The organism is Comamonas sp. NyZ500 (assembly GCF_016772095.1).
GTDB lineage: Bacteria > Pseudomonadota > Gammaproteobacteria > Burkholderiales > Burkholderiaceae_C > Comamonas > Comamonas thiooxydans.
Window position 1 is genome coordinate 348,762 of sequence record NZ_JAEIJE010000003.1, and the last position, 21,615, is coordinate 370,376.

Sequence of the window (21,615 nt, forward strand, 5' to 3'; positions counted from 1 at the left end):
GCTTGCCCACTTGCTGCATCGCAAAGCGAATCGAACCATCATGAGCCAGACCGACCACTCGACCTCCGTTTTCCCTCCCATCGCCTTTATCGGCGGCGGCAATATGGCCAGCGCCATCATCGGCGGCCTGATCCGCCAGGGCGTTCCGGCCAGCAGCATCACCGTGGTCGAGCCTTTTGAAGCCACGCGCGCTGCGATCAAGACCAGCTTCGGCATCGACGCCCTGCCCGCCGCCACCGAGGCCCTGCAAAGCGCCCAGTTGGTGGTCTGGGCCGTCAAGCCCCAGAGCTTCAAGGAAGCGGCTGCTCCCGTTGCCGCCCACACCCGCCACGCCCTGCACCTGAGCGTGGCGGCCGGCATCACCACCGACAGCATTGCGGCCTGGACCGGCACCCACCGCATCGTGCGCGCCATGCCCAATACACCGGCCCTGGTGGGCAAGGGCATGACGGGCCTGTTCGCCCGCCCCGAGGTCGATGCCCAGGGCAAGGCCCTGATCGAGACCGTGATCGGCAGCACCGGCGAACTCAGCTGGGTGGACAAGGAAGCCCATCTGGATGCCGTGACGGCCATCTCCGGCTCCGGCCCGGCCTATGTATTCCTGTTCCTCGAAGCCATGACCCAGGCGGGTGTCGACATGGGCCTCAGCGCCGAGCAAAGCTACAAGCTGGCCGTGGCCACGTTTGCGGGCGGCTCGGAACTGGCGGCACGCTCCAGCGAAAGCGCCGAAGTGCTGCGCCAGCGCGTGACCAGCAAGGGCGGTACCACCTACGCGGCCATCACTCATATGCAGGAGCAGAAGCTGCCCGAGCATTTCATCGAAGCCATGCGCAAGGCTCAGATCCGCGCACAGGAGCTGGCCGCCGAGTTCGGCAAATAAAGAAAACCGGCCTCGGCCGGTTTTTTGCGTCATTCAGGCGTCCATCGCTTATCAGTCAAGCGATTCAAGCTATCAAAACAGGACTATTTCAACGCAAACCCTAGCGCCACACCCGCAAAGATCGCAGCGCCAATCCAGTGGCTCTTGCTGAAGGCGACAAAACAGCCTTCGCGCGTGCGGTCCTTGATCAGACTGAAATGCCAGACGATCTGGGCCGCTGCCACGCCCATGCCCAGCCAGAAGGGCCAGCCCAGCTGATAAGGAGCCAGCACCCAGGCGATCAGCCCCCAGCACAGGGCAAAGAACAGCATGATCGCCGCGACATCGAAACGGCCCAGGGTGATGGCCGAGGTCTTCATGCCGATCTTGAGATCGTCATCGCGGTCCACCATGGCGTATTCGGTGTCATAGGCCAGCACCAGAAACATATTCGCCAGCCACAGCGTCCAGGCCGTGGCATTGACTTCGCCCGTCACCGCCGCAAACGCAATCACGATGCCGAAATTGAAGGCAATGCCCAGAAAGGCCTGAGGCATGGCAAAAAAGCGCTTGGTGAAGGGATAGAGAATCGTGAACAGCACGGCGGGCACCGACCAGGCCACGGCCTCCCAGCGTGTGGACAGCACCAGGCCGAAGGCCACCAGCGTGAGCACCAGGCCGACCATGGCGGCCTCCCTGACCGAGATCTGGCCGCTGGTGATGGGACGCTGGGTGGTGCGTTTCACATGCCTGTCGAAGTCGCGGTCGGCAATATCGTTGATGGTGCAGCCCGCGCTGCGCGTCAGCACCGTGCCCAGCACAAAGACCACGAGCAGATGCCAGCCCGGAAAGCCCTGGCCGGCCACCCACAGTGCCACCAGCGTGGGCCAGACCAGCACCAGCCAACCCGCGGGGCGGTTGAAGCGGATCAGATCAAGATACAGCGACAGCTTGGAGCGCGGCGAAGCAGGGATGGAGGCGGACATGAGACGGGTTCCGAAAGGCAGGAGATCACGACCGGGCCCCTGGCCACGATCAGCGCAGCGGCAATTGTGCCTCGGCCTGCGGCGGCCCGATGGCGCCGCCCCCATGCTCGACACGGTCTGTCAACCAGAGCACCAGAGCCGTCCAGCCCAGGCCCAGGCACAGGCCCGCCAGCACATCGCTGGCATGGTGCACGGACAGCAGCACGCGGCTCAAGCCCGTGCTCAGGGCCAGCAGCGTGGCCACCGCAAAGATCCAAGTCCGCCAGCGCCTCGGCAGGTGACGAGCGGCCAGCCAGGCCAGCATGCCGAAAATCGCTGCCGTGCCCGCGCTATGGCCGCTGGGAAAGCTGAAGCCGGCCTCATGCACCAGCCCGTCCAGCGGGCGCGCGCGCTGCATGGTCCCCTTGATGAAACGCACCCACAGTCCGGTGCCGGCCACCGCCACCACCCAGCTCAGCAGCTGCAGACCCTGGCGCCGCCACAGCAGCCACAGGCCCACAACCAGACTTAGCAACCCCATGACGCGCAAATCCCCGAGCAGGGTCCATGCCCGCACCAGAGGCTGCAGCATGGGCGGCAGGGCCGCGCTCACCGCGCGCTGCAGCTTCAGGTCCAGGGCCATCAGCCCCTGAGGCGGCTGCACCGACTGGGACTGGTGCACGCCGACGCTCAGCAGGGCCAGAAGCACAGCGGCCAGTGCCGCCACCGCCAGCAAGCGACCGCCATCCGGCCTGAAGTCCGCGCTGCGGTCCTGCCACAGCCACTCGGCCCGGCCCTGCGCACGGCAACGCAGCATGCAGGCCCCAACCAGCAATAGCAGCAGCAACACCCAGATGACATGGCTGTCCACCCATTGCGCCAGCAGGAGCACGGGAGTCGCTGCAGAAAACACAGGCATTCCTTTCAAAAGCAAAAGCGAAAAAGCCCTGACGGGCCTCTGGAGGCTAGCCCGTCAGGGCTTGGGGAAGACCGGGACGAGCTGCTGCCGCGGCGCGGCTCACTCCTCGAGCAGGGAGCGCAGCATCCAGGCAGTCTGCTCGTGCACGGCCAGACGCTGGGTCAGCAGATCGGCCGTGGGCTCGTCGCCGGCCTTGTCGGCACGTGGGAACAGCTGGCGAGCCGTGCGCGCCACGGCCTCGTGGCCCTGCACCAGGATGCGCACCATCTCCAGGGCCTTGGGCGGCTGGGCCGGGGCATCGGGCAGGCTGGTGAGCTTGCCGAACTGGGCATAGGAGCCAGGTGCATGGTGGCCCAGTGCGCGGATGCGCTCGGCCACGGGATCGACGGCATTCCACAGCTCGGTGTACTGCGCCATGAACATGGTGTGCAGCGTGTTGAACATGGGCCCCGTGACATTCCAGTGGAAGTTGTGCGTGGTCAGGTACAGCGTATAGGTGTCGGCCAGCAGCGCCGACAGCCCCTTGGCGATGGCGGCGCGGTCCTCGTCGCTGATGCCGATATGGATGCCTGCGGGCACCTGCGGCGCGGCGTCCGACTTTTGTTTCTGCGATTTGTCCTTGCCTTGCTTGGTCATGCACTCACCTTTCAGGTTTAACGAATCCAGGCTCCCGCCCTCTTCGAGCCGCTAAAGCCACGCTTATTACGACAGGCGCTGCACTCCCGGCAGCGGACAGGCGTAGACGGCATTGCGCAGTGCGGCAATCGCCTCATAGCGCGTGAAGCTGCGTCGCCAGGCCAGCACCACACGGCGGGTGGGCGGCGCAATGCCGTCTTCCTCATGAATCGGAAGATAGCGAATATGAGGCTCATCGGCGCGGCGACGGCGCTCAATGGGAGCCAGTGCATCCTCGGGCACGGACAGTCGCGGCACCAGGGTCACGCCCATGCCGGCGGCCACCATATATTTGATGGTTTCGAGAGAGGAGCCTTCGAAGGTGCGGCGAATGCCTTCGGAGTTGCTGGCATAGCGCGCGAATTCGGGGCAGACCTCGAGCACATGATCGCGGAAGCAGTGACCCGCGCCCAGCAGCAGCATGGTCTCGTTCTTGAGATCCGTGGTGGACAGGCTTTTCTTCTGCGCCAGCGGGTGGGTGCTGGGCACGGCGGCCATGAAGGGCTCGTCGTACAGCGGCGCCAGTGCCAGACCGGTATCGGGGAAAGGCTCGGCCATGATGGCGCAGTCGATCTCGCCCGTGCGCAGCATCTCCAGCAACTTGACGGTGAAGTTCTCCTGCAGCATCAGCGGCATCTGCGGCGTCATATTGATGGAGTTGCGCACCAGATCGGGGAGCAGATAGGGGCCTATGGTGTAGATCACGCCCAGGGTCAGAACGCCTGACAGCGGGTCCTTGCCACGCTTGGCAATTTCCTTGATCTCGTTGGCCTGCTCTAGCACGCTTTGGGCCTGGCGCACGATCTCCTCGCCCAGCGAGGTCACCGAGACTTCACCGGCACTGCGCTCGAAAATCTTGACATCCAGCTCTTCCTCCAGCTTCTTGATCGCCACGGACAGCGTAGGCTGGGACACATAGCATGCTTCGGCGGCGCGGCCAAAGTGCTTTTCCCGCGCAACGGCCACGATGTACTTCAATTCGGTAAGAGTCATAGAGAGGGGGTCTTTGGGATTCTCAATAACAGCATTGATTCATCCTGTTTTTGCATTCAATCACAAATTGCCAAGGCAAAAGATTACATATATTCCTGCAAAAACGTAACTCTTTACGTCTTCAAACGCAGGTTTGGGTATTTCAGGCCTTTAAATATTCGGCCTTTCCACCCAGCCAGCGGCTGACATGGCGTGCAGCCAGCGCAGGAAACTGCTCAAGCATAAGCGGTGCCAGCTCGCGCGCCCAGTCCAGCAGCATCACGTCCTGCTCGAGATCGGCAAAGCGCAACATGGGTGCGCCCGACTGCCGGGCGCCGAGAAACTCGCCCGGGCCGCGAATCTCCAGATCCCGCCTCGCGATCTCGAAACCGTCATTGGTCTCGGCCATGGCCCGCAGGCGTTCCTTGCCTGTATCGGACAGGCGCCCGTTGTCATTGACCGAATACAGCAGCACACAGGCCGAGGCTGCAGCGCCGCGCCCCACACGGCCGCGCAACTGGTGCAGCTGCGAGAGGCCGAAACGCTCCGAGTGTTCAATGACCATCAACGAGGCATTGGGCACGTCCACACCCACCTCGATCACCGTGGTGGATACCAGCACTCCCATGACGCCGGCAGAAAACAGCTCCATCACGGCCTTTTTCTCGGCCGTGGGCATGCGCGAGTGCAGCAGACCCACCATGACACCGGGCAGCATTTCGCTCAAATATTCATGGGTGGCCGTGGCATTCGACAGATCCAGCGCTTCGCTCTCCTCGATCAACGGGCAGACCCAATAGACCTGACGCCCGCTGGCGACCTGGGCACCGATGCGCTCGATCACCTCGTCCTTGCGGCTGTCCGAGATCAGCTTGGTGACGATGGGCGTGCGCCCTGGCGGCAGCTCGTCGATGGTGGAGACATCGAGGTCGGCGTAATAGCTCATGGCCAAGGTACGGGGAATCGGTGTGGCGCTCATCATCAGCAAATGTGGCTCCATTCCCGTGGCCGCGAGCTTTTGCCGAAGCGCCAGACGCTGGGCCACGCCAAAGCGGTGCTGCTCGTCGATCACGGCCAGGGCCAGGTTCTTGAACTGCACCTGCTCCTGAATCACGGCATGGGTGCCTACGACCAGCGCCGCCTCGCCGCTTTCCACCAGTGCCAGCATCGCGGCACGCTCCTTCTTTTTCTGGGCCCCCGCCAGCCAGGCGACCTTTTTGCCCAGCGGCGCCAGAATCGGCTCCAGCCAGCCGACCAGCTTGCCAAAATGCTGCTCGGCCAGAATCTCGGTGGGCGCCATCAATGCGCATTGCCAGCCAGCCTCGATACAGGCCACTGCTGACAAGGCCGCCACCACCGTCTTGCCAGAGCCCACATCGCCCTGCAGCAAACGGTGCATGGGAATGCGGCGCTCCATATCGGCCCGAATCTCGCCCACCACGCGCTGCTGCGCCCCCGTCAGGCCAAACGGCAGTTGCGCCAGAAACTGCTGGGTCAGATCCGCCATCCCGGCCTGCGGCCTGAGCACAGGCGCGCGCAAGCGGGCGCGCTCGCGCTTGGCCTCGTACTGGGACAGCTGCTGGGCCAGCAGCTCTTCCGCCTTGAGTCTTTGCCAGGCCGGGTGGGAATGGTCCTCCAGCGTGACCAAGGCCACATCGGGCGTTGGATGGTGCAGAAAAATGAGCGCATTGCGCAAGTCATATGCCGGCTGCAGTCCATTTTGACCATAGAACTGCGCAATGGGAGGCGACTGCCCCGGTGGCAAGGTCTCGGACAGATCGGCACGCAACAGCGCCGAGGCAATGGCCCGGCGCAGATAGGCCTGGGGCAAACTGGCAGTGGCGGGATAGACCGGTGTCAGCGCCGTGGGCAGCTCGCCGCCCGCCACCCGGAATGCAGGGTGCATCATCTGCCGCCCCCAGAAACCGCCCTTGACCTCGCCGCGAATGCGCAGGCGCGCCCCGGGCGCCATGGTCTTTTGCTGCGACGGATAGAAGCTGAAGAAGGTCAGCAGACAGGTGCTGCTGCCGTCATCCACGGTGACCTTGAGCATGCGCCTGGGGCGCAGTTGCACCTCGCTGTGCGTGACCGTGGCTTCGATCTGCACCGTCTCACCATCACGCGCGTTCTTCAGCGGCACGATGCGGGTTTCGTCCTCATAGCGCAGCGGCAGATGCAAAGCCAGATCGATATCGCGCGTCAATCCCATCTTCTGCAAGGCCTGCTGAGCAGGGCTGACGGTCTTCTTGGGAGCTGCATCCTGGTCCATGCCCGCCTTTTTCTCACGAGCGGCAGCGCGCTTGACAGCAGACTTCGGCTCGGTAACAGGCTTTTTTGACACAGACAACTGAGACTCCTTGACTACACTCCCCGCGACAGGGAAAGCAATGTATGTATATACAGCATATTCAGGTTCGCAAACAACTGCCGCCAGCGCAATAACGTCAAAATCGCTACCATTCTCAAATTGTTACTATGTGTTTCCTCGTAAATCCATGTTGAAGCGAGTTGATGTCGAGCACCTGCGCCCGGGGATGTTTGTGCACGAGTTCTGCGGCTCGTGGATGGAGCACCCCTTTTTGCGTACCCGCCTCCTGCTCGATCAGCCCAGGGACCTGGAACGCCTGCTTGCCACCACCATCCGCCAGGTGTGGATAGACACCGGCAAGGGGGCCGACATCGCCCCCGACATCACGCCCGCAGAAGTCTTGGAGTCGCCAGGCGACGAAGCTGTGCCCAGCTCGCCGGTACGGCCCACCAGAACCAGCGTGGAGTTGCAGCAGGCCCATCAAATCATTGGGCAGGCACGTGATGTGCTCAAGACCATGTTCAAGGACGTTCGCCTGGGCCGTCCGCTGGACCTGCCTGCCTCAGGTCTGCTGGTCGACGAGATGGCCGAGTCGATCAAGCGCAACCCCCACGCCCTGATCAGCCTGGCGCGTCTGAAGACTGCGGACAACTACTCCTATATGCACAGCATTGCGGTGTGCGCGCTGATGATTGGTCTGGCACACCGCATGGGTCTGGACGAGCACCAGGTGCATCAGGCCGGTATCGCAGGCCTGCTGCACGATATCGGTAAAAGCAGAGTGCCGCCGGATGTTCTCAACAAGCCTGGGCCGCTGGATGCCGAGGAATGGGTCATCATGAAGTCCCACCCTCGCTGGGGCTACGAAATCCTGTTGCCTCAGGGGCTGGACGACGCCGTTACCGACGCCTGCCTGCATCACCACGAAAAAGTCGACGGCACGGGCTATCCCGACGGACTGAAGCAGGACGAGATCAGTCTGATGGCGCGCATGACGGCAGTCTGCGATGTCTATGACGCCATCACCTCGGATCGCCCCTACAAGCAGGGCTGGCACCCGGCCATCGCGCTGCAGCGCATGGCGCAATGGGCGCCCCATCATTTCGACAAGGCCATCTTCGAGCAGTTTGTCCAGACGGTGGGCATCTACCCGCTGGGCTCGCTGGTGCGGCTGCAGTCGCAGCATCTTGCCGTGGTGCTGGATGTCTCGCCGACCTGCTTGCTGACCCCGAAAGTGCGGCGCTTTTACTGCCTCAGCCAGCAGCGCCGCATCACACCCGAGATTCTCGATCTGGCTTGCCCCCTGGCCAACGACAGCATCGTCGGGCGCGAAGACCCTGCCGACTGGCCCTTCAGGAATCTCAACGAGCTCTGGAATCCAGCCGCTGCTCAGCCCTGAAGCCGGCAGCCCTAATGGCGATTTGCGACAATCACCCACTTGTTTGATTGAACTTGGAACGGGCCTCGTACGGCCCTCAAGCACCGCATGTCTTCCTGCACCCGTGAATTCACACTCAGCGATTTCGACTTCGACCTGCCCGAATCCCTGATTGCCCAGCATCCCACCGCCGTTCGCAGCGCCTCGCGCCTGCTTGACGGCCGCAGCCTCCCTCCCACCGACCGCATCTTCCGCGAACTGCCCGATCTGCTGCAGCCCGGCGACCTGCTGGTCTTCAACGACACCAAGGTCATCAAGGCGCGCGTCTTTGGCGAAAAGGCCAGCGGCGGCAAGATCGAGCTGCTGGTCGAGCGCGTGCTGCAGAACAACGAGGTCGTGGCCCATATGCGCGTGAGCAAAAAGCCCTTGCCCGGTGCCAAGATCCATCTTTGCGGCGGCCTCAAGAACGGAGGGTTCGAAGCCACCCTGCTGGGCCGCTGGCCGGACGAGAACGGGCCGCTGTTCCATCTTTCCTTCAAGGGCAACCAGGGCGAATCGCCCTATGAATTGCTGGAGCAGTTCGGCCACCTGCCGCTGCCGCCCTATATCGAGCGCCAGCAGAACGCCGAGCACGACCCTGATGAAAAAGAAGACAGCGAGCGCTACCAGACCGTGTTCGCAGCCCACCCTGGTGCCGTAGCCGCACCGACTGCCGCCCTGCATTTCGACGAGACCGTTCTGGCCGCCCTGCAAGCCAAGGGCGTGGAGCGCGCCAGCGTCACCCTGCATGTGGGTGCTGGCACCTTTCAGCCCGTCAAGACCGAAAAACTTGCCGACCACACCATGCACAGCGAGTGGTACGACATTCCCCTGCCCACATTGGCCGCCATGGAGCGCTGCCGCCAGCGCGGCGGCCGCATCATTGCCGTGGGCACCACCACGGTGCGCACGCTGGAGTCCTGGGCCAAGTACGGCAATATCAGCGGCGACACCAGCATCTTCATCACACCGGGCTTTCAGTACCAGGTGGTCGACATGCTGATCACCAACTTCCATCTGCCCAAAAGCACGCTGATGATGCTGGTCAGCGCTTTTGCGGGCTATGAGCACATCATGGGCATGTATCAGCATGCGATTGCCCAGCATTACCGCTTCTTCAGCTATGGAGACTCCATGCTGCTGGAGCGCCGGCGCTGATCTGCAACACATTGGAGCCGCTGTGCCGGCTCCTGGCATAAGGAGTTACAGAAACACTGGGTCCAATCTTTTCTTAGTGGTAGATTTCATCGTTTTGTCAAAATGCTTATTCATTTAGAAAAATCGATGGAAGTTCAAACCCCACAAGATGAAGAGCTGGATCTGCTGGATCTATTGGTCACTCTCGCAGAAAACTGGAAAATTCTGATTTTCGGCCCGCTATTGGCTGGCATTGCGGCTTACGGAATCGGTCTGGCAATCCCCAAGACCTACGAGAGCAGCGCATCGGTTCAGGTGGAGCGTCCCGGCTCCAGCTTTACCGCCCCCATGGCCGCCAGCCTGGCCATGTCTGCTGACGTGCTGCATCAGATTGCCCCTGTTGCGGGCCTGGACGATGGCCTGACCAAGGAAGAAATCTATAAAAAGCTCAGCAAGCGCATCACCGTCAATGTCGGCAAGCAGGACAAGCTGCTGAATATTGCAACGCAGGCCAAATCGCCCGAAGCGGCTCAAAAGCTCAACCAGGCACTGCTGGACACCTTGTTTCCCCTGAGCAAGCCACGCGGTCTGGAAAAAAAGCAGCTGGAGGTGCAGTTGGCCTCCGAGAAGACACGCCTGGAGGAGTCGCTCAAGCTGGAGCATGACACCTCTGCCAATCTCTCCTCCGGGAAAAGTGTCACCGAAGCCACCAGCCGCCTCTATGGCGAACTGCTGACCGCGAACAGCAATCGCCAAAAGGGGATTCTGGACATGGAGCGTCGCCTTGAAGGTCTGGACAACGACGATGTGATCCAGATGCCGACCCTGCCCGAACTTTCCATCAAGCCCAAGAAGCCCATGCTGGCCATTGGTGCGGCCGTGGGCACCGGTTTCCTGCTGCTGCTGTTTGTCTTCATCCGGCAAGCGCTGCGCACAGCCAAGGAGTCTTCGACCGAGCAGGCCGAAAAAATTGCGCGTATTCGTAACGCCATGCCCTGGTAATCCTTCATCACCCCATCCAGTGCCCGCACCTAACAGTGCGGGCATTTTTATGGGCGTCACAACCAAAGCCGACAACTTCGCCCCCTAGAATTCCTCGCTTCTCTTGTCGCAAATCGCTACGGACATGTTCCCCGGCTGGCTCTCTCCCACACTTTCCCCGTCAGCGCAGTCTGCCATCCGCGGTGTTCTGCTCACCATATTCGCCTGTGCGCTGTTTGCCGTTCTGGATAGCGCCACCAAGTTCACGGGAACGCTGCTTCCGGTTCTCATGGTTTTGTGGCTGCGCTTCACGGCCCAGGCTCTGGTCACCAGCGTGCTGGTTTTGCCTCGGCACGGCCTTTCTGCACTGAAAACCCGGAACCTGAGGTTTCAGCTTCTGAGAGCGATCTCGGGGCTGTTGACCACGGTCTGCGCCTTTTTCTGCATAAAGAACATGCCTTTGGCCAATTTCACGGCCATCTGGTCAGCGGCTCCGCTGTTTATCGTGGTGGCCTCGGCGCTATTTTTCAAAGAGCAGGTCAGTCCTGCCCGTTGGTCGCTGCTGGTGATCGGTCTGCTGGCAGTGATTGCCATCGTCCGACCGGAAAACGATGGACAGCCCTTGGGCCTGGCCGCTCTGTGGCCGGTTGGTCTGCTGGTATCGGGCACCACCTACCAGGTCCTCGGAAGTCGCCTGTCGCGCCTGGATTCACCTCCAACCACCCAGCTTTACTCGACCTGGCTGCCCTTGCTGCTGACTACGCCTCTCATAGGCTTTGTATGGCAGCCCATCGATGACTGGCAGATCTACGCAGCGGCAGCTGTGATGGGCCTTTGCAGCGGCATTGGCCACCTGATGCTGCTGCAGGCATACACACACGCCACGCCCGCAACCGTGGCGCCTTTCCTCTACAGCCAGATCGGCTTTGCCATGCTGATGGGCTGGCTGTTTTTCGGGCAGCGTCCCGACAGCACATCGCTGCTCGGAATGACAGTGGTGACGCTCAGCGGCCTGACGGGCGTCTGGCTTGGAATCAGGGAAAAGCGCTGAGACAGCCCAATCTGGCCATCTCAATAGCCGTGTCTGAGCTTGAACTCCCTGGCCTTGCCGAAGTGTCCGTTACCGATAAAGGGCACGGGAGGCCTCAGGGCCGATAACGGTGAAGGGTGGTTGCTCATCAGCACCAGATGGCCACGATCCTGAGGAATGAACACACGCTTGGACTGGGCGTGCGAGCCCCAGAGCATGAAGACCGTGGGCCGTCCCTGCTCTGCCACCTGGCGGATGATGGCGTCGGTCAGCTCTTCCCAGCCTTTTTTGGCATGGCTTGCGGCCTGCCCGTCTTCCACCGTCAGGCTGGTGTTGAGCAGCAGTACACCACGTTGAGCCCAGCTCACCAGGCTGCCGCCTGGCTGGGGAAACGCCGGAAACGGCGTGCCCAGTTCGCGCTGCATTTCCTTGAAGATGTTCTGCAACGATGGCGGAACGCGCACCCCGGGGGCAACCGAAAATGCCAGGCCCTCGGCCTGCCCACGACCATGATAGGGGTCCTGCCCCAGGATCACGACACGCACCTCCTCGGCGGGCGTCAATTCCAGGGCCCTCAGGGGCTTGGGCGGGAAAATCACGGCCCCTGCATCCAGTCTTTGCTGCAAAAACTGCAGCAAGCCCTGGCCTGTGCTTCCTGCAAAGAAAGAGTCGACAACGGCTTGCCAGTCTGGCGAGACAGGCCAGTCCTGCGGATCTGCACTCATCAACTGGGTAGGCGCAGCGGTGTTAGCACTCATGCTCAGGCTAGTGAAGTTCATGCCTGGATTTTCTCAACTTCCAGAGTCATCTCGAATGATTCCCTCAAGGGTTCTCACCTATTTCTAGGCTCAAAATACCTGATTTCAGTGAGTGACACATTCTGACAATTTGCAAAGAATCGACTCCAACATAGCTGACCACTTGGCGGCTCAGGCTCACAAGGAGTTATTCATGCACACATCTTCTGCCAGTCACTCACAAGCCTCTGCCGCGCAGGCCTTCTTTTCCTGCGCCCGCCCTGCGTTCACCTTGAGTCCCCAGGGCTTCAAGTTTGCCGACTGGGAGTTGAGGCTGCGCTCGCGCAGCCTCATCAGCGCTGCCGGGCATGAGGTGGGACTGACCAAGAGCGAGTTCGCCCTGCTGCTGGCCCTGCTCAAACGTCCCAGACAAATCATGAGCCGTGAGCAGATCATGGATCTGACGCAGGCCGAAGACGATGTCTTTGACCGTGCCATCGATGTGCAGATGCTGCGCTTGCGCCGCAAGGTCGAAGCATCGAGCCGCGCGCCCACGCTGCTCAAGACCAAGCGTGGTGCCGGCTATTTTCTGGATGCCGATGTGCAGGTTCTGCGCTGAACCCGCACAGCAGCCAATCGCTCACTGAAACAACTGGGCCAGGGCCTCGCCCGGCTCGCGGGCACGCATAAAAGCCTCGCCCACCAGGAAGGCGTCAATGCCGGCGTCACGCATGGTCTTCACATCGTCGCGGCTCAGGATGCCGGACTCGGTCACCAGCAGGCGATCGGCAGGGACATCCTTCTTGAGGGCAATCGTGGTCTGAATATCGACCTCGAATGTGCGCAGATTGCGGTTGTTGATGCCCACCAGCGGCGTCTTGAGCTTGAGAGCGCGCTGCAACTCCTCGCCGTCATGCACTTCCACCAGCACATCCATGTCCAGGCTGTGCGCAATCTGCTCCATCTCCGCCATCTGCGCATCATCCAGGCAGGCGGCGATCAAGAGCACGCAGTCGGCGCCCATCACCCGCGATTCGTAGATCTGATAGGGGTCGACCATGAAGTCCTTGCGCAGCACCGGCAGCAGCGTGCTCGCGCGGGCCTGCTTGAGATAGTCTGGTTGCCCCTGGAAGAACTGGCGATCGGTCAGCACCGACAGGCAGGCCGCACTGATCTTGCCGTCGCCCACCATATAGCTCTGGGCGATGTCGGCAGGATCGAAGTCGGGACGGATCACGCCCTTGCTGGGACTGGCCTTCTTGACTTCGGCGATCACACCGGCCTGTCCCTTGGCAATCTTGGCACGGATGGCGCCCACGAAATCGCGCGTGGAGACACGGCTTTCCGCATCGCGGCGCATCTCGGCAAACGGCACGGCCTTCTTGGCGGCAGCAACTTCCTGGACCTTGACGTCGCAGATTTTCTTGAGAATGTCAGACATGGTTTTCCTTGTTGGTGGCGGCATCTGCCGGGCCGCGCAATACCTTCATGATGACGCGGTGCATGCCTATGCCCACCACGATGAACAGCAGGGAGACGCCCAGCACGATCCAGGTGCCGGCATCGCTCCAGATGGGCGCATCCAGCAGGCTCATGCCGCAGCCTGGCCGAGCTTTTGCGAATAGGCCACCAGCTCCTGGAGCTTGGCCAGTGCCGCGCCGCTATCGATGGCCTTCTGCGCACGCTCCAGGCCCTCTTCGATCGAGCCTGCCACATTGGCGGCATAGAGGGCGGCGCCGGAGTTGAGACAGACGATATCGCGCGCCGGGCCTTGGTCCCCCTGCAGCACGCCCATCAGCATGGCCTTGGACTCATCGGGGTTCTCGACCTTGAGCGAGCGCGTACCCGCCATGCGCAGACCAAAGTCCTCGGGATGGACTTCATACTCGCGCACCACGCCGTCCTTGAGCTCGCCGACCAGCGTGCCCGCGCCCAGACTGATTTCATCCAGGCCGTCGCGGCCATAGACGACCAGCGCATGCTCGGCTCCCAGGCGCTGCAGGGCACGCACCTGAATGCCGACCAGGTCTTCGTGGAACACGCCCATCAGGATATTGGGCGCGGATGCCGGGTTGGTGAGCGGACCCAGGATGTTGAAGATGGTGCGCACGCCCAGCTCCTTGCGCACGGGGGCCACGTTCTTCATGGCCGGATGATGGTTGGGCGCAAACATGAAGCCTATGCCCACATCGCGTATGCAATCGGCGATCTGCGCGGCGTTGAGGTTGATGTTGACGCCCAGCGCCTCCATGGCATCGGCACTGCCCGACTTGCTGCTGACGCTGCGCCCGCCATGCTTGCTCACCTTGCCGCCCGCTGCCGCAATCACAAAGGTCGAGCAGGTGGAGATGTTGAAAGTGTTGGCGCCGTCGCCGCCGGTGCCGACGATATCGACCAGATTCCTCTTGTCGTGCACGTTCACCTTGTTGGAGAACTCGCGCATCACCTCGGCCGCAGCCGAGATCTCGCCAATGGTTTCCTTCTTCACGCGCAGGCCGGTGATGATGGAGGCCGTCATCACGGGCGAGAGCTCGCCGCGCATGATCATGCGCATCAGATGCAGCATTTCGTCATGGAAGATTTCACGATGCTCGATGGTTCGCTGCAGCGCTTCCTGGGGAGTGATCATTGCAATATCTCTCTATGTTTTTGAGAGCTGCTTACGCTTGCCTTCACTTGAATTCCCATTGTTTTCATCCTGAAATCAAGCAGTAGCAAGCGTTAGCAGCTATCAATAAATCGACGGTTATTTCTGGTCAAGAAAGTTCTTCAGCATCGCATGGCCGTGCTCGGTCAGAATGCTCTCGGGATGGAACTGCACCCCCTCGATGGCCAGTTCGCGGTGGCGAACCCCCTGGATTTCACCATCTTCGCTGGTCGCCGTGATTTCAAGGCATTCGGGCAGCGTGTTCCGGTCTATGACCAGAGAGTGATAACGGTTGACCGTGAACTGCCTGGGCAGGTCGGCAAACACGCCCTTCTGATCGGTGCTGATCACGCTGGTCTTGCCATGCATCTGCTGGCCCGCCCGGATGATGTCGCCGCCAAAGGCCGCGCCAATGCTCTGGTGACCCAGGCAGACGCCCAGAATCGGCAGCTTGCCTGCGAAATGCTTGATCGCCGCCACCGAGATGCCCGCCTCGTTGGGCGAGCAGGGGCCGGGCGAGATCACCAGCCGCTCGATGCCTTCGCGCGCGATCAGCGCCCCGACTTCGGCCACCGTGGTTTCGTCATTGCGCACCACGGTCACCTCCGCGCCCAGCTCGCCAAAGTACTGGACGATGTTGTAGGTAAAGCTGTCGTAGTTATCGACCATCAGCAGTTTCATGGTCTTACTCCCCTGATTTCTTGGGTTCACGCAGGCGCGCAAATTCCTGGTGTTCGTAGTCGATGCAGGCTTCCATCAGCGCGCGATAGACGGTCTCCATCACATCGGGCTGGCCGCCCTCCTGCGCCGTGCGCTCACGCACGCGGCTGACGATGGCTTCGATACGCGCCTCATCGCGCACCTGGCTCGCATCGCCCTTGATGCGCGCCGCCTGCTGCATATAGCCGATGCGCGTGACCAGCAGCGGCACCAGCACATCGTCGAGCGCATTCACATTGCTGCGCACATCTTCCATGGTGGTGCAGTGCTGCACCAGATCAATGGCTTGGCTCATTCCAGACCTTCCTCAACCAGTTCTGCGGCGCGCAGCAGGGCACGGGCCTTGTGCTCGGTTTCTCTCCATTCCAGCTCGGGCACGGAGTCGGCCACCACGCCGGCAGCGGCCTGCACATAGAGCACGTTGTCCTTGATGACGCCGGTACGGATCGCAATCGCCAGATCCATGTCGCCGGCAAAGCTCAGATAGCCGCAGGCACCGCCGTAGATGCCGCGCTTGCTGGGCTCGAGCCGGTCGATGACTTCCATGGCATGCACCTTGGGAGCTCCCGTCAGCGTGCCGGCAGGGAAGGTGGCCTTGAAGACATCCATATTGTCCATGCCGTCCTGCAAGATGCCCTCCACATTGCTCACGATATGCATGACATGGCTGTAGCGTTCCACGGCAAAGGCTTCGGTCACCTTGACGCTCCCGGTCCTGGCAATGCGGCCGATATCGTTGCGCGCCAGATCGATCAGCATCACATGCTCGGCACGCTCCTTGGGATCGGCGATCAACTCCTGCTCGGTGGCCTTGTCGGCCTCCACTGTATTGCCGCGCGGACGAGTGCCGGCCAGGGGGCGAATCGTGACCTTCTGGCCGTCGGGCGTGCGCTCCTGGCGCACCAGAATCTCCGGGCTGGCTCCCACCACATGGAAATCTCCGAAATGGTAGAAGTACATATAGGGGCTGGGATTGAGCGAGCGCAGCGCGCGGTACAGCGACAGCGGCGAGGCCGTGAAACGCTTGTGAATGCGCTGGCCCACCTGCACCTGCATGAAGTCGCCCGCCGCAATCAGCTCCTTGGCCTTTTGCACGGCGTCCAGATAGTCCTGCTTGTCGAAGCTGCGCTCTGCGGGATAGCTCTCGCCGGCACGGATCTGCGGCGCGCTGACGGAATAGCGCAGCTGGTCCTTGAGCTGGCGCAGTCGCTTCTTGGCGCGGGTATAGGCTTCGGCCTCGCCGGGGTTGGCATAGACGATGAGATAGAGCTTGCCCGAGAGGTTGTCGATGACGGCGACCTCTTCGCACTGCAGCAGCATGATGTCGGGCGTGCCCAGGCTGTCGGGCGGGCAGCTGTTCTCCAGCTTTTTCTCGATATAGCGCACGGCGTCATAGCCGAAATAGCCGGCCAGGCCGCCGCAAAAACGCGGCATGCCCGGCGTGACGGCCACCTTGAAGCGCTGCTGATAGGCCGCGATGAAGTCCAGCGGATTGCCGCCGGCTGTCTCCACCACCTTGCCATCGGTCACGACCTCGGTCCTGGCTTCAGTGCCAAAGCCCGAGGCGCGCACAAAGCTGCGTGCCGGCAGGCCGATGAAGCTGTAGCGGCCGAAGCGCTCACCGCCGACGACGGATTCCAGCAAGAAGCTGTACTTGCCGTCGCCATTGGCATGGGCCAGCTTGAGATAGAGGGAGAGCGGGGTTTCGAGGTCGGCAAAGGCCTCGATCAACAGCGGGATGCGGTTATAGCCTTGGGCCGCAAGTGATTTGAATTCCAGTTCCGTGATCACGGGAGAAGCTCCGGGAGTCATGGCGCATGGTGCATCTGCACGGATTGATTACGGGCAGATGACGCGTTTGAAGAAAGGATGCGCCGGTTCATTCCAATTGGCCCGAAGTATGCAAAGCATGGGGCCGCGGGGTGCACGCCGGGCTCGTGCCGGGTGCTTCAGCAGTTCGGATGTGCAGGCTTACGCCAGGGCCAGGCTCCCCGGTCTCCACAACCTGCATTGAACGTGCGATGAATGAACATGATGCGGACAGTGTAGCGCATAGCGCCGCCGCGCAAACAATGACGCTCCGATGCCATGCAATGACTTCCATGCTGGGGACAGACCTGATTGCGGCAATCACGGGCAAAAACAAACATACCGTTTTCACCGGAACGCGGGCCCACGGCGCGCAAAGCGAAGCGGTCACCAGAACTGCTCGGCCGGAAATCACGAGGAGACAGCCATGCCCAGTGCCCGTTTGATGCCAGCCCTGCTGCTGGCAGCCGCTCTTGCCTGCCCGGCCGCTCAGGCACAAGGCATGCCCTCCGAGCCCGTGAAACTTCACGGTGTCATCTATGCCCCCAGCTTGCAATCCCAGGGCAGGACGCTGGAACTCAACGGCGCAGGCACCCGCTACAAGGCCGTCTTCAAGGTCTATACCGCCGGCCTGTATCTGGAAAAGCCGGCGCGCAGCCTGCAGGAAATCGCTGCCCTGCCCGGCCCCAAGCGCATCAGCGTGACCATGCTGCGCGATATCGACTCGGCCGAGCTGGGCAAGCTGTTCTCGCGCGGCATGGAAGACAATATGGAGCGCGCCGCCTTCTCCAAGCTGATTCCGGGGGTGATGCGCATGAGCGAGATCTTCACCCTGCACAAAAAACTGCTTGCGGGCGAGAGCTTCATGGTGGACTGGCTGCCCGGCCAGGGCGCCCTCGTGACCGTCAAGGGCCAGCCTCAGGGCGAGGCCTTCAAGGAGCCCGAGTTCTTCAATGCCCTGCTGGGCATCTGGCTCGGGCCCAGGCCCGCCGATCAGCAGCTCAAGAAAGCGCTGCTGGGCGAGGCTGGCTGACTCACTTGAGCAGCTCGCGGTAATAGTTGGGCAGCGCAAACAGCGCGCCGTGCACCTGCTCGTTGTAGTACTGCAGATCCCGCACCCTGCGCTGCCTGAGGCGCTCGGCCACTTGCTGCGCCTTCAGCTCCAGCGGATCCAGCTCATCGGAGGCCACGGCCAGCCCCCAGTAAGCGCCGTAAAGCGGAATATAGAGGCCGTAGCAGCGCACCACGGCAAACTGCTGACGCAGGCTGCGCACCAGCTCTGCCACCTGCGGACCGTGGAAGACAGGGCTACCCAGATGCAGCACCAGCGCGCCGCCCGGCGCCAGCACGCGCTTCATGCGTGCCAGCGAGTCGGGCGCGTACAAGGCGCTGGCTGGCGTGTCAGGGTCGGTCAGATCCATCAGTGCCAGATCAAAGCGCTCATCCGTTGCCTCCATCAGGGCCAGACCGTCGCCTATGCAGACTTCAACACGGACATCATCGAGTGCGCCGCGATGCACGGCATGCAGATGCTGGCGCGAAAAATGCACCACGGCCTCGTCCAGCTCGGCCAGCACCACGCGCTCCATGCTCGGATGCTTGAGCAACTCCTCGGCGGCACCACCGTCGCCGCCGCCCAGAATCAAGGCCTTGCGCGGCGCGGGGTGGGCCATGGCGGCCGGGTGCACCAGGGCCTCGTGATAGAAGAACTCCTCGCCCTCGGAGGTCATGAAGCAATCATCGAGACGCAGCACCTTGCCGAACTGCGGCGTCTGCAGCAACTCCAGCTTCTGGTATGGGGTCTGCAGCGTCTGCAACGACGTGGCGCGATAGCCAAAGCGTGCATGGGGCGCGAGCTGCTCCAGGGCCCAGCCGGATTCGGGCTCGGGTGCAAGGTCCACGGCATGGTCTGCCGGCTGCGCCATGCCGATGTCTCCGCGCATCAATTGCTGGCGCAGCACCTTTTTGGGCGCAAAAGCGTCGATCACGCCTTCCATCAGCCTGCGGGCCTTGCCCGAGTTGTCGGCGGAAAAATTGCACACATAGACGTCGATGGTGACACTGCCCGTCTCGGGCCAGGTATGTATGGCCAGATGGGACTCCGCCAGCAGCACCGTACCCGTCACCCCGCCGGGCTGGCCTTCATAGGGCGGGAACTTCACCCAGGTGTCATCCACCAGGGTCAGCCCCGAGGCCGCAGTCTGTTCGCGGCAAAGCCCGGCGATGGCGTCGGCATCGAGCATGTAGCGCTCATGGCCTGCGCATTGGTAAAGGTCGGCAGTCAGGTGCAATCCGTGCATGTGGCGTGAGTCCTCCTTCGTTCTCTGCCGGCTGCAAGGCGATGCACGAGCCGACATGGGTTCAAACAAAGCAAATGACTCTAGCAAATATGCTTATCCGCACTCTTTCTTGCCAGATATGCGGACCAACAGACGGCATCACACCACAAGCTGCTCCAGCGAATCCAGATGGGCCCTGGCCTCGACCGCCGTGATGGGCTGACCGTGGTTGTAGCCGTAGGTCATCAGCACCACGGGACAGCCAGCGGCATGGGCGGCCTGGGCATCGTTGCTGGAGTCGCCCACCATCAGCGTGCGTGCTGGTTCGCTGCCCAAGGCCTTGCAGGTTTCGACCAGCGGCATGGGGTCGGGCTTTTTGCGCGGGAAGGAGTCGCCACCGAACACGCAGTCGAAAAAGCCGTCCAGCCCCTTGGCGGCCAGCAGGGGCTGGGCAAAGGACAGGGGCTTGTTGGTCAGGCAGGCCATGCGCAGCCCCAGGGACTGGAGTGCCTGCAGACCTTCGGCGACGCCCGGATAGACATCGGCAAACTGGCCGTTGATGGCCAGGTAATGGTGCTCATAACGCTGCCAGGCGCGGGGATACAGGGCATCGATGTCCGGCGCCTCCACATGCGCCAGCACGGAGCGGATCAGATGCTCGCTGCCCTTGCCCACCATGTTCTCGATGATCTGCGGCGCTATGGCCGGCAGTTGCAGATCGGCCAGCATGCGGTTGAGCGCTTCGGCAAAGTCGCCCAGCGTATTCACCATGGTGCCATCGAGGTCGACCATGACGGCATCCAGTTCCAGGGCGGCGGCGGGAGCAGGCAGATTCAGCTTCATACAACTATTAATTCAATAGCTGCATGCGCTTTTCAATATTGGGCTTGCAGCCAAAAATAAAACTCTCAAGCCCCGACTCCAATAGCCGCGCTCTTGCATCGAGCGCAGCCGAAGCCAGGACAGCGAGCCAGACCTGGGCGGCTTCGCCGCCTCAATGCAAAGGAGCTGCGGGGCGCAGCACCTTAAGCGGGAGTCAGGCAAGATTCTTGCGCATGGTGTCGATGACAGCCTTGTAATCCGGCTTGCCGAAGATGGCGCTGCCAGCCACAAAGGTATCGGCACCGGCATCGGCCACGGCGCGGATATTGGCTTCCTTGATGCCGCCGTCCACTTCCAGGCGAATGTCTTTGCCAGAAGCATCGATCAACTTGCGGGCCTTTTCGATCTTGCGCAGCGTGCTGTCAATAAAGCTCTGGCCGCCGAAGCCGGGGTTCACGCTCATCAAGAGGATCAGGTCGATGTCTTCGATCATCCAGTCCAGCACCTCCAGCGACGCGGCGGGATTGAACACCAGACCGGCCTTGCAGCCGTGGGCCTTGATGTTCTGAACGCTGCGGTGCACATGCTGCGATGCATCGGGGTGAAAGCTGATGTAGTCCGCTCCTGCCTTGGCAAAGGCCGTGGCGAGATCGTCCACGGGCTGCACCATCAGATGCACGTCGATGGGCACGGGCTTGCCATCGGGTGTGACCGAATGGGGCTTCAAAGCCTGACAGATCATGGGGCCGAAGGTCAGATTCGGCACGTAATGGTTGTCCATCACGTCAAAGTGGATCCAGTCGGCGCCGGCCGCAATGACATTACGCACTTCTTCACCCAGACGGGCGAAGTCGGCTGACAGGATGGAGGGGGCAATACGGTAGGTGGGGCTCATGGATTGCAATTGTCGCAGTTACCATTAGCTCATGCCGATGAATGAGTTTCTGGTCCAAGTCCAGCCCGCCTACCTGCCCGAGCAATCCGCTCCGGCCGCCGGCGTCTATGTGTTTTCCTACACCATTACCGTCACCAACACGGGTGAGGTGCCGGCGCAGCTGATTGCGCGGCACTGGATCATCACCAACGAGCTGGGCCATGTCGAAGAGGTCAAGGGCCTGGGCGTGGTGGGCCGACAGCCGCTGCTGCAGCCTGGTGAATCCTTTGAATACAGCAGCGGCTGCCAGCTGCGCACGCCCACGGGCACCATGCGCGGCAGCTATCTCTGCGTGAACCACGAGGGCGAGACCTTCGAGTGCGAGATCCCGCTCTTCGTATTGCAGATGAATGAGTCCGGCGACCCCATGCCCATGCCCGAGAAGCGCGTTCTGCACTGAGGCA

Annotated in this window: 23 protein-coding genes; 8 read left to right on the forward strand and 15 right to left on the reverse strand. The window is 61.9% G+C overall.

From position 1 onward, the window contains the following. The first annotated feature begins 40 nt into the window (after positions 1 to 40). Complete coding sequence (gene proC / locus JAO85_RS07330) at positions 41 to 880, forward strand: pyrroline-5-carboxylate reductase (RefSeq protein ID WP_039050256.1); 840 nt, start codon at positions 41 to 43, stop codon at positions 878 to 880. Positions 881 to 963: 83 nt separating this feature from the next. Here proC and ubiA read toward each other — a convergent pair whose 3' ends face one another. The 5 genes from ubiA to recG all read right to left on the reverse strand — a co-directional run bounded on the left by ubiA (position 964) and on the right by recG (position 6,737). Continuing rightward, positions 964 to 1,845: a 4-hydroxybenzoate octaprenyltransferase gene (ubiA, locus tag JAO85_RS07335; RefSeq protein WP_202787798.1), complete on the reverse strand. Its 882-nt coding sequence runs from the start codon at positions 1,843 to 1,845 to the stop codon at positions 964 to 966. Between the two features lie 49 nt (positions 1,846 to 1,894). Further along, complete coding sequence (locus JAO85_RS07340) at positions 1,895 to 2,743, reverse strand: phosphatase PAP2 family protein (protein ID WP_039050173.1); 849 nt, start codon at positions 2,741 to 2,743, stop codon at positions 1,895 to 1,897. Between the two features lie 99 nt (positions 2,744 to 2,842). Next, positions 2,843 to 3,379, reverse strand: a complete 537-nt coding sequence (locus JAO85_RS07345) for a Dps family protein (RefSeq protein WP_003068377.1) — start codon at positions 3,377 to 3,379, stop codon at positions 2,843 to 2,845. A gap of 66 nt (positions 3,380 to 3,445) precedes the next feature. After that, the gene (locus JAO85_RS07350) at positions 3,446 to 4,411 is read right to left on the reverse strand and encodes a LysR substrate-binding domain-containing protein (RefSeq protein ID WP_003068373.1); all 966 of its coding nucleotides are present in this window, start codon (positions 4,409 to 4,411) and stop codon (positions 3,446 to 3,448) included. Positions 4,412 to 4,553: 142 nt separating this feature from the next. Then, the gene (recG, locus tag JAO85_RS07355; RefSeq protein ID WP_202787799.1) at positions 4,554 to 6,737 is read right to left on the reverse strand and encodes an ATP-dependent DNA helicase RecG; all 2,184 of its coding nucleotides are present in this window, start codon (positions 6,735 to 6,737) and stop codon (positions 4,554 to 4,556) included. 148 nt (positions 6,738 to 6,885) lie between these two features. Between recG and JAO85_RS07360 the strand changes: the two genes are divergently transcribed. The 4 genes from JAO85_RS07360 (at position 6,886) to JAO85_RS07375 (ending at position 11,284) form a co-directional block, all read left to right on the forward strand. Beyond that, positions 6,886 to 8,097: an HD-GYP domain-containing protein gene (locus tag JAO85_RS07360; protein ID WP_034362846.1), complete on the forward strand. Its 1,212-nt coding sequence runs from the start codon at positions 6,886 to 6,888 to the stop codon at positions 8,095 to 8,097. Positions 8,098 to 8,184: 87 nt separating this feature from the next. Further along, positions 8,185 to 9,273: a tRNA preQ1(34) S-adenosylmethionine ribosyltransferase-isomerase QueA gene (gene queA, locus JAO85_RS07365; protein WP_202787800.1), complete on the forward strand. Its 1,089-nt coding sequence runs from the start codon at positions 8,185 to 8,187 to the stop codon at positions 9,271 to 9,273. Positions 9,274 to 9,399: 126 nt separating this feature from the next. Beyond that, on the forward strand, positions 9,400 to 10,254 hold the full coding sequence (locus JAO85_RS07370; RefSeq protein ID WP_202787801.1) for a Wzz/FepE/Etk N-terminal domain-containing protein: 855 nt from the start codon (positions 9,400 to 9,402) through the stop codon (positions 10,252 to 10,254). Between the two features lie 103 nt (positions 10,255 to 10,357). Further along, a complete protein-coding gene (locus tag JAO85_RS07375; RefSeq protein WP_237734745.1) occupies positions 10,358 to 11,284 on the forward strand; it encodes a DMT family transporter in 927 nt (308 codons plus the stop codon). A gap of 20 nt (positions 11,285 to 11,304) precedes the next feature. Here JAO85_RS07375 and JAO85_RS07380 read toward each other — a convergent pair whose 3' ends face one another. Continuing rightward, a complete protein-coding gene (locus JAO85_RS07380) occupies positions 11,305 to 12,042 on the reverse strand; it encodes a uracil-DNA glycosylase (protein ID WP_202787802.1) in 738 nt (245 codons plus the stop codon). A gap of 172 nt (positions 12,043 to 12,214) precedes the next feature. On the opposite strand from JAO85_RS07380, the gene JAO85_RS07385 reads away from it, so the two are divergent. Next, positions 12,215 to 12,619 carry a winged helix-turn-helix domain-containing protein gene (locus tag JAO85_RS07385; protein WP_012840108.1) on the forward strand — a complete coding sequence of 135 codons (405 nt, stop codon included), beginning with the start codon at positions 12,215 to 12,217 and terminating at the stop codon, positions 12,617 to 12,619. A gap of 21 nt (positions 12,620 to 12,640) precedes the next feature. Here JAO85_RS07385 and trpC read toward each other — a convergent pair whose 3' ends face one another. The 6 genes from trpC to trpE form a co-directional block, all read right to left on the reverse strand. Next, entirely contained in the window at positions 12,641 to 13,441 is an 801-nt protein-coding gene (gene trpC / locus JAO85_RS07390; RefSeq protein ID WP_034355065.1) for an indole-3-glycerol phosphate synthase TrpC, read from the reverse strand. Further along, on the reverse strand, positions 13,434 to 13,595 hold the full coding sequence (locus tag JAO85_RS07395) for a hypothetical protein (protein ID WP_164091279.1): 162 nt from the start codon (positions 13,593 to 13,595) through the stop codon (positions 13,434 to 13,436). The genes trpC and JAO85_RS07395 overlap by 8 nt, the downstream gene beginning before the upstream one ends. Then, the gene (gene trpD / locus JAO85_RS07400; protein ID WP_152965008.1) at positions 13,592 to 14,635 is read right to left on the reverse strand and encodes an anthranilate phosphoribosyltransferase; all 1,044 of its coding nucleotides are present in this window, start codon (positions 14,633 to 14,635) and stop codon (positions 13,592 to 13,594) included. The genes JAO85_RS07395 and trpD overlap by 4 nt, the downstream gene beginning before the upstream one ends. 111 nt (positions 14,636 to 14,746) lie before the next feature. Beyond that, positions 14,747 to 15,328 (reverse strand): aminodeoxychorismate/anthranilate synthase component II, encoded by a 582-nt coding sequence (locus JAO85_RS07405; RefSeq protein WP_039050179.1) that lies wholly within the window; start codon positions 15,326 to 15,328, stop codon positions 14,747 to 14,749. A gap of 4 nt (positions 15,329 to 15,332) precedes the next feature. Then, entirely contained in the window at positions 15,333 to 15,662 is a 330-nt protein-coding gene (locus JAO85_RS07410) for a chorismate mutase (protein ID WP_202787803.1), read from the reverse strand. Then, complete coding sequence (gene trpE / locus JAO85_RS07415; RefSeq protein ID WP_039050258.1) at positions 15,659 to 17,158, reverse strand: anthranilate synthase component I; 1,500 nt, start codon at positions 17,156 to 17,158, stop codon at positions 15,659 to 15,661. Before trpE ends, JAO85_RS07410 begins: the two co-directional genes overlap by 4 nt. 445 nt (positions 17,159 to 17,603) lie before the next feature. Here trpE and JAO85_RS07420 point away from each other — a divergent pair, with 445 nt between their 5' ends. Beyond that, positions 17,604 to 18,209: a chalcone isomerase family protein gene (locus JAO85_RS07420; RefSeq protein WP_039050181.1), complete on the forward strand. Its 606-nt coding sequence runs from the start codon at positions 17,604 to 17,606 to the stop codon at positions 18,207 to 18,209. 1 nt (position 18,210) lies between these two features. Here the strand turns inward: JAO85_RS07420 and speE are convergent, their stop codons facing one another. From speE to rpe, 3 genes are all read right to left on the reverse strand, one after another. Then, positions 18,211 to 19,476, reverse strand: a complete 1,266-nt coding sequence (gene speE, locus JAO85_RS07425; RefSeq protein ID WP_202787804.1) for a polyamine aminopropyltransferase — start codon at positions 19,474 to 19,476, stop codon at positions 18,211 to 18,213. 138 nt (positions 19,477 to 19,614) lie between these two features. Beyond that, positions 19,615 to 20,298, reverse strand: coding sequence for a phosphoglycolate phosphatase (gene gph / locus JAO85_RS07430; RefSeq protein ID WP_012840117.1), 684 nt, complete (start codon positions 20,296 to 20,298; stop codon positions 19,615 to 19,617). A 193-nt stretch (positions 20,299 to 20,491) separates the two neighbouring features. Then, entirely contained in the window at positions 20,492 to 21,172 is a 681-nt protein-coding gene (gene rpe, locus JAO85_RS07435; protein ID WP_012840118.1) for a ribulose-phosphate 3-epimerase, read from the reverse strand. A 31-nt stretch (positions 21,173 to 21,203) separates the two neighbouring features. Here rpe and apaG point away from each other — a divergent pair, with 31 nt between their 5' ends. Then, positions 21,204 to 21,611: a Co2+/Mg2+ efflux protein ApaG gene (gene apaG, locus JAO85_RS07440; RefSeq protein ID WP_019043152.1), complete on the forward strand. Its 408-nt coding sequence runs from the start codon at positions 21,204 to 21,206 to the stop codon at positions 21,609 to 21,611. Positions 21,612 to 21,615: the final 4 nt, after the last annotated feature.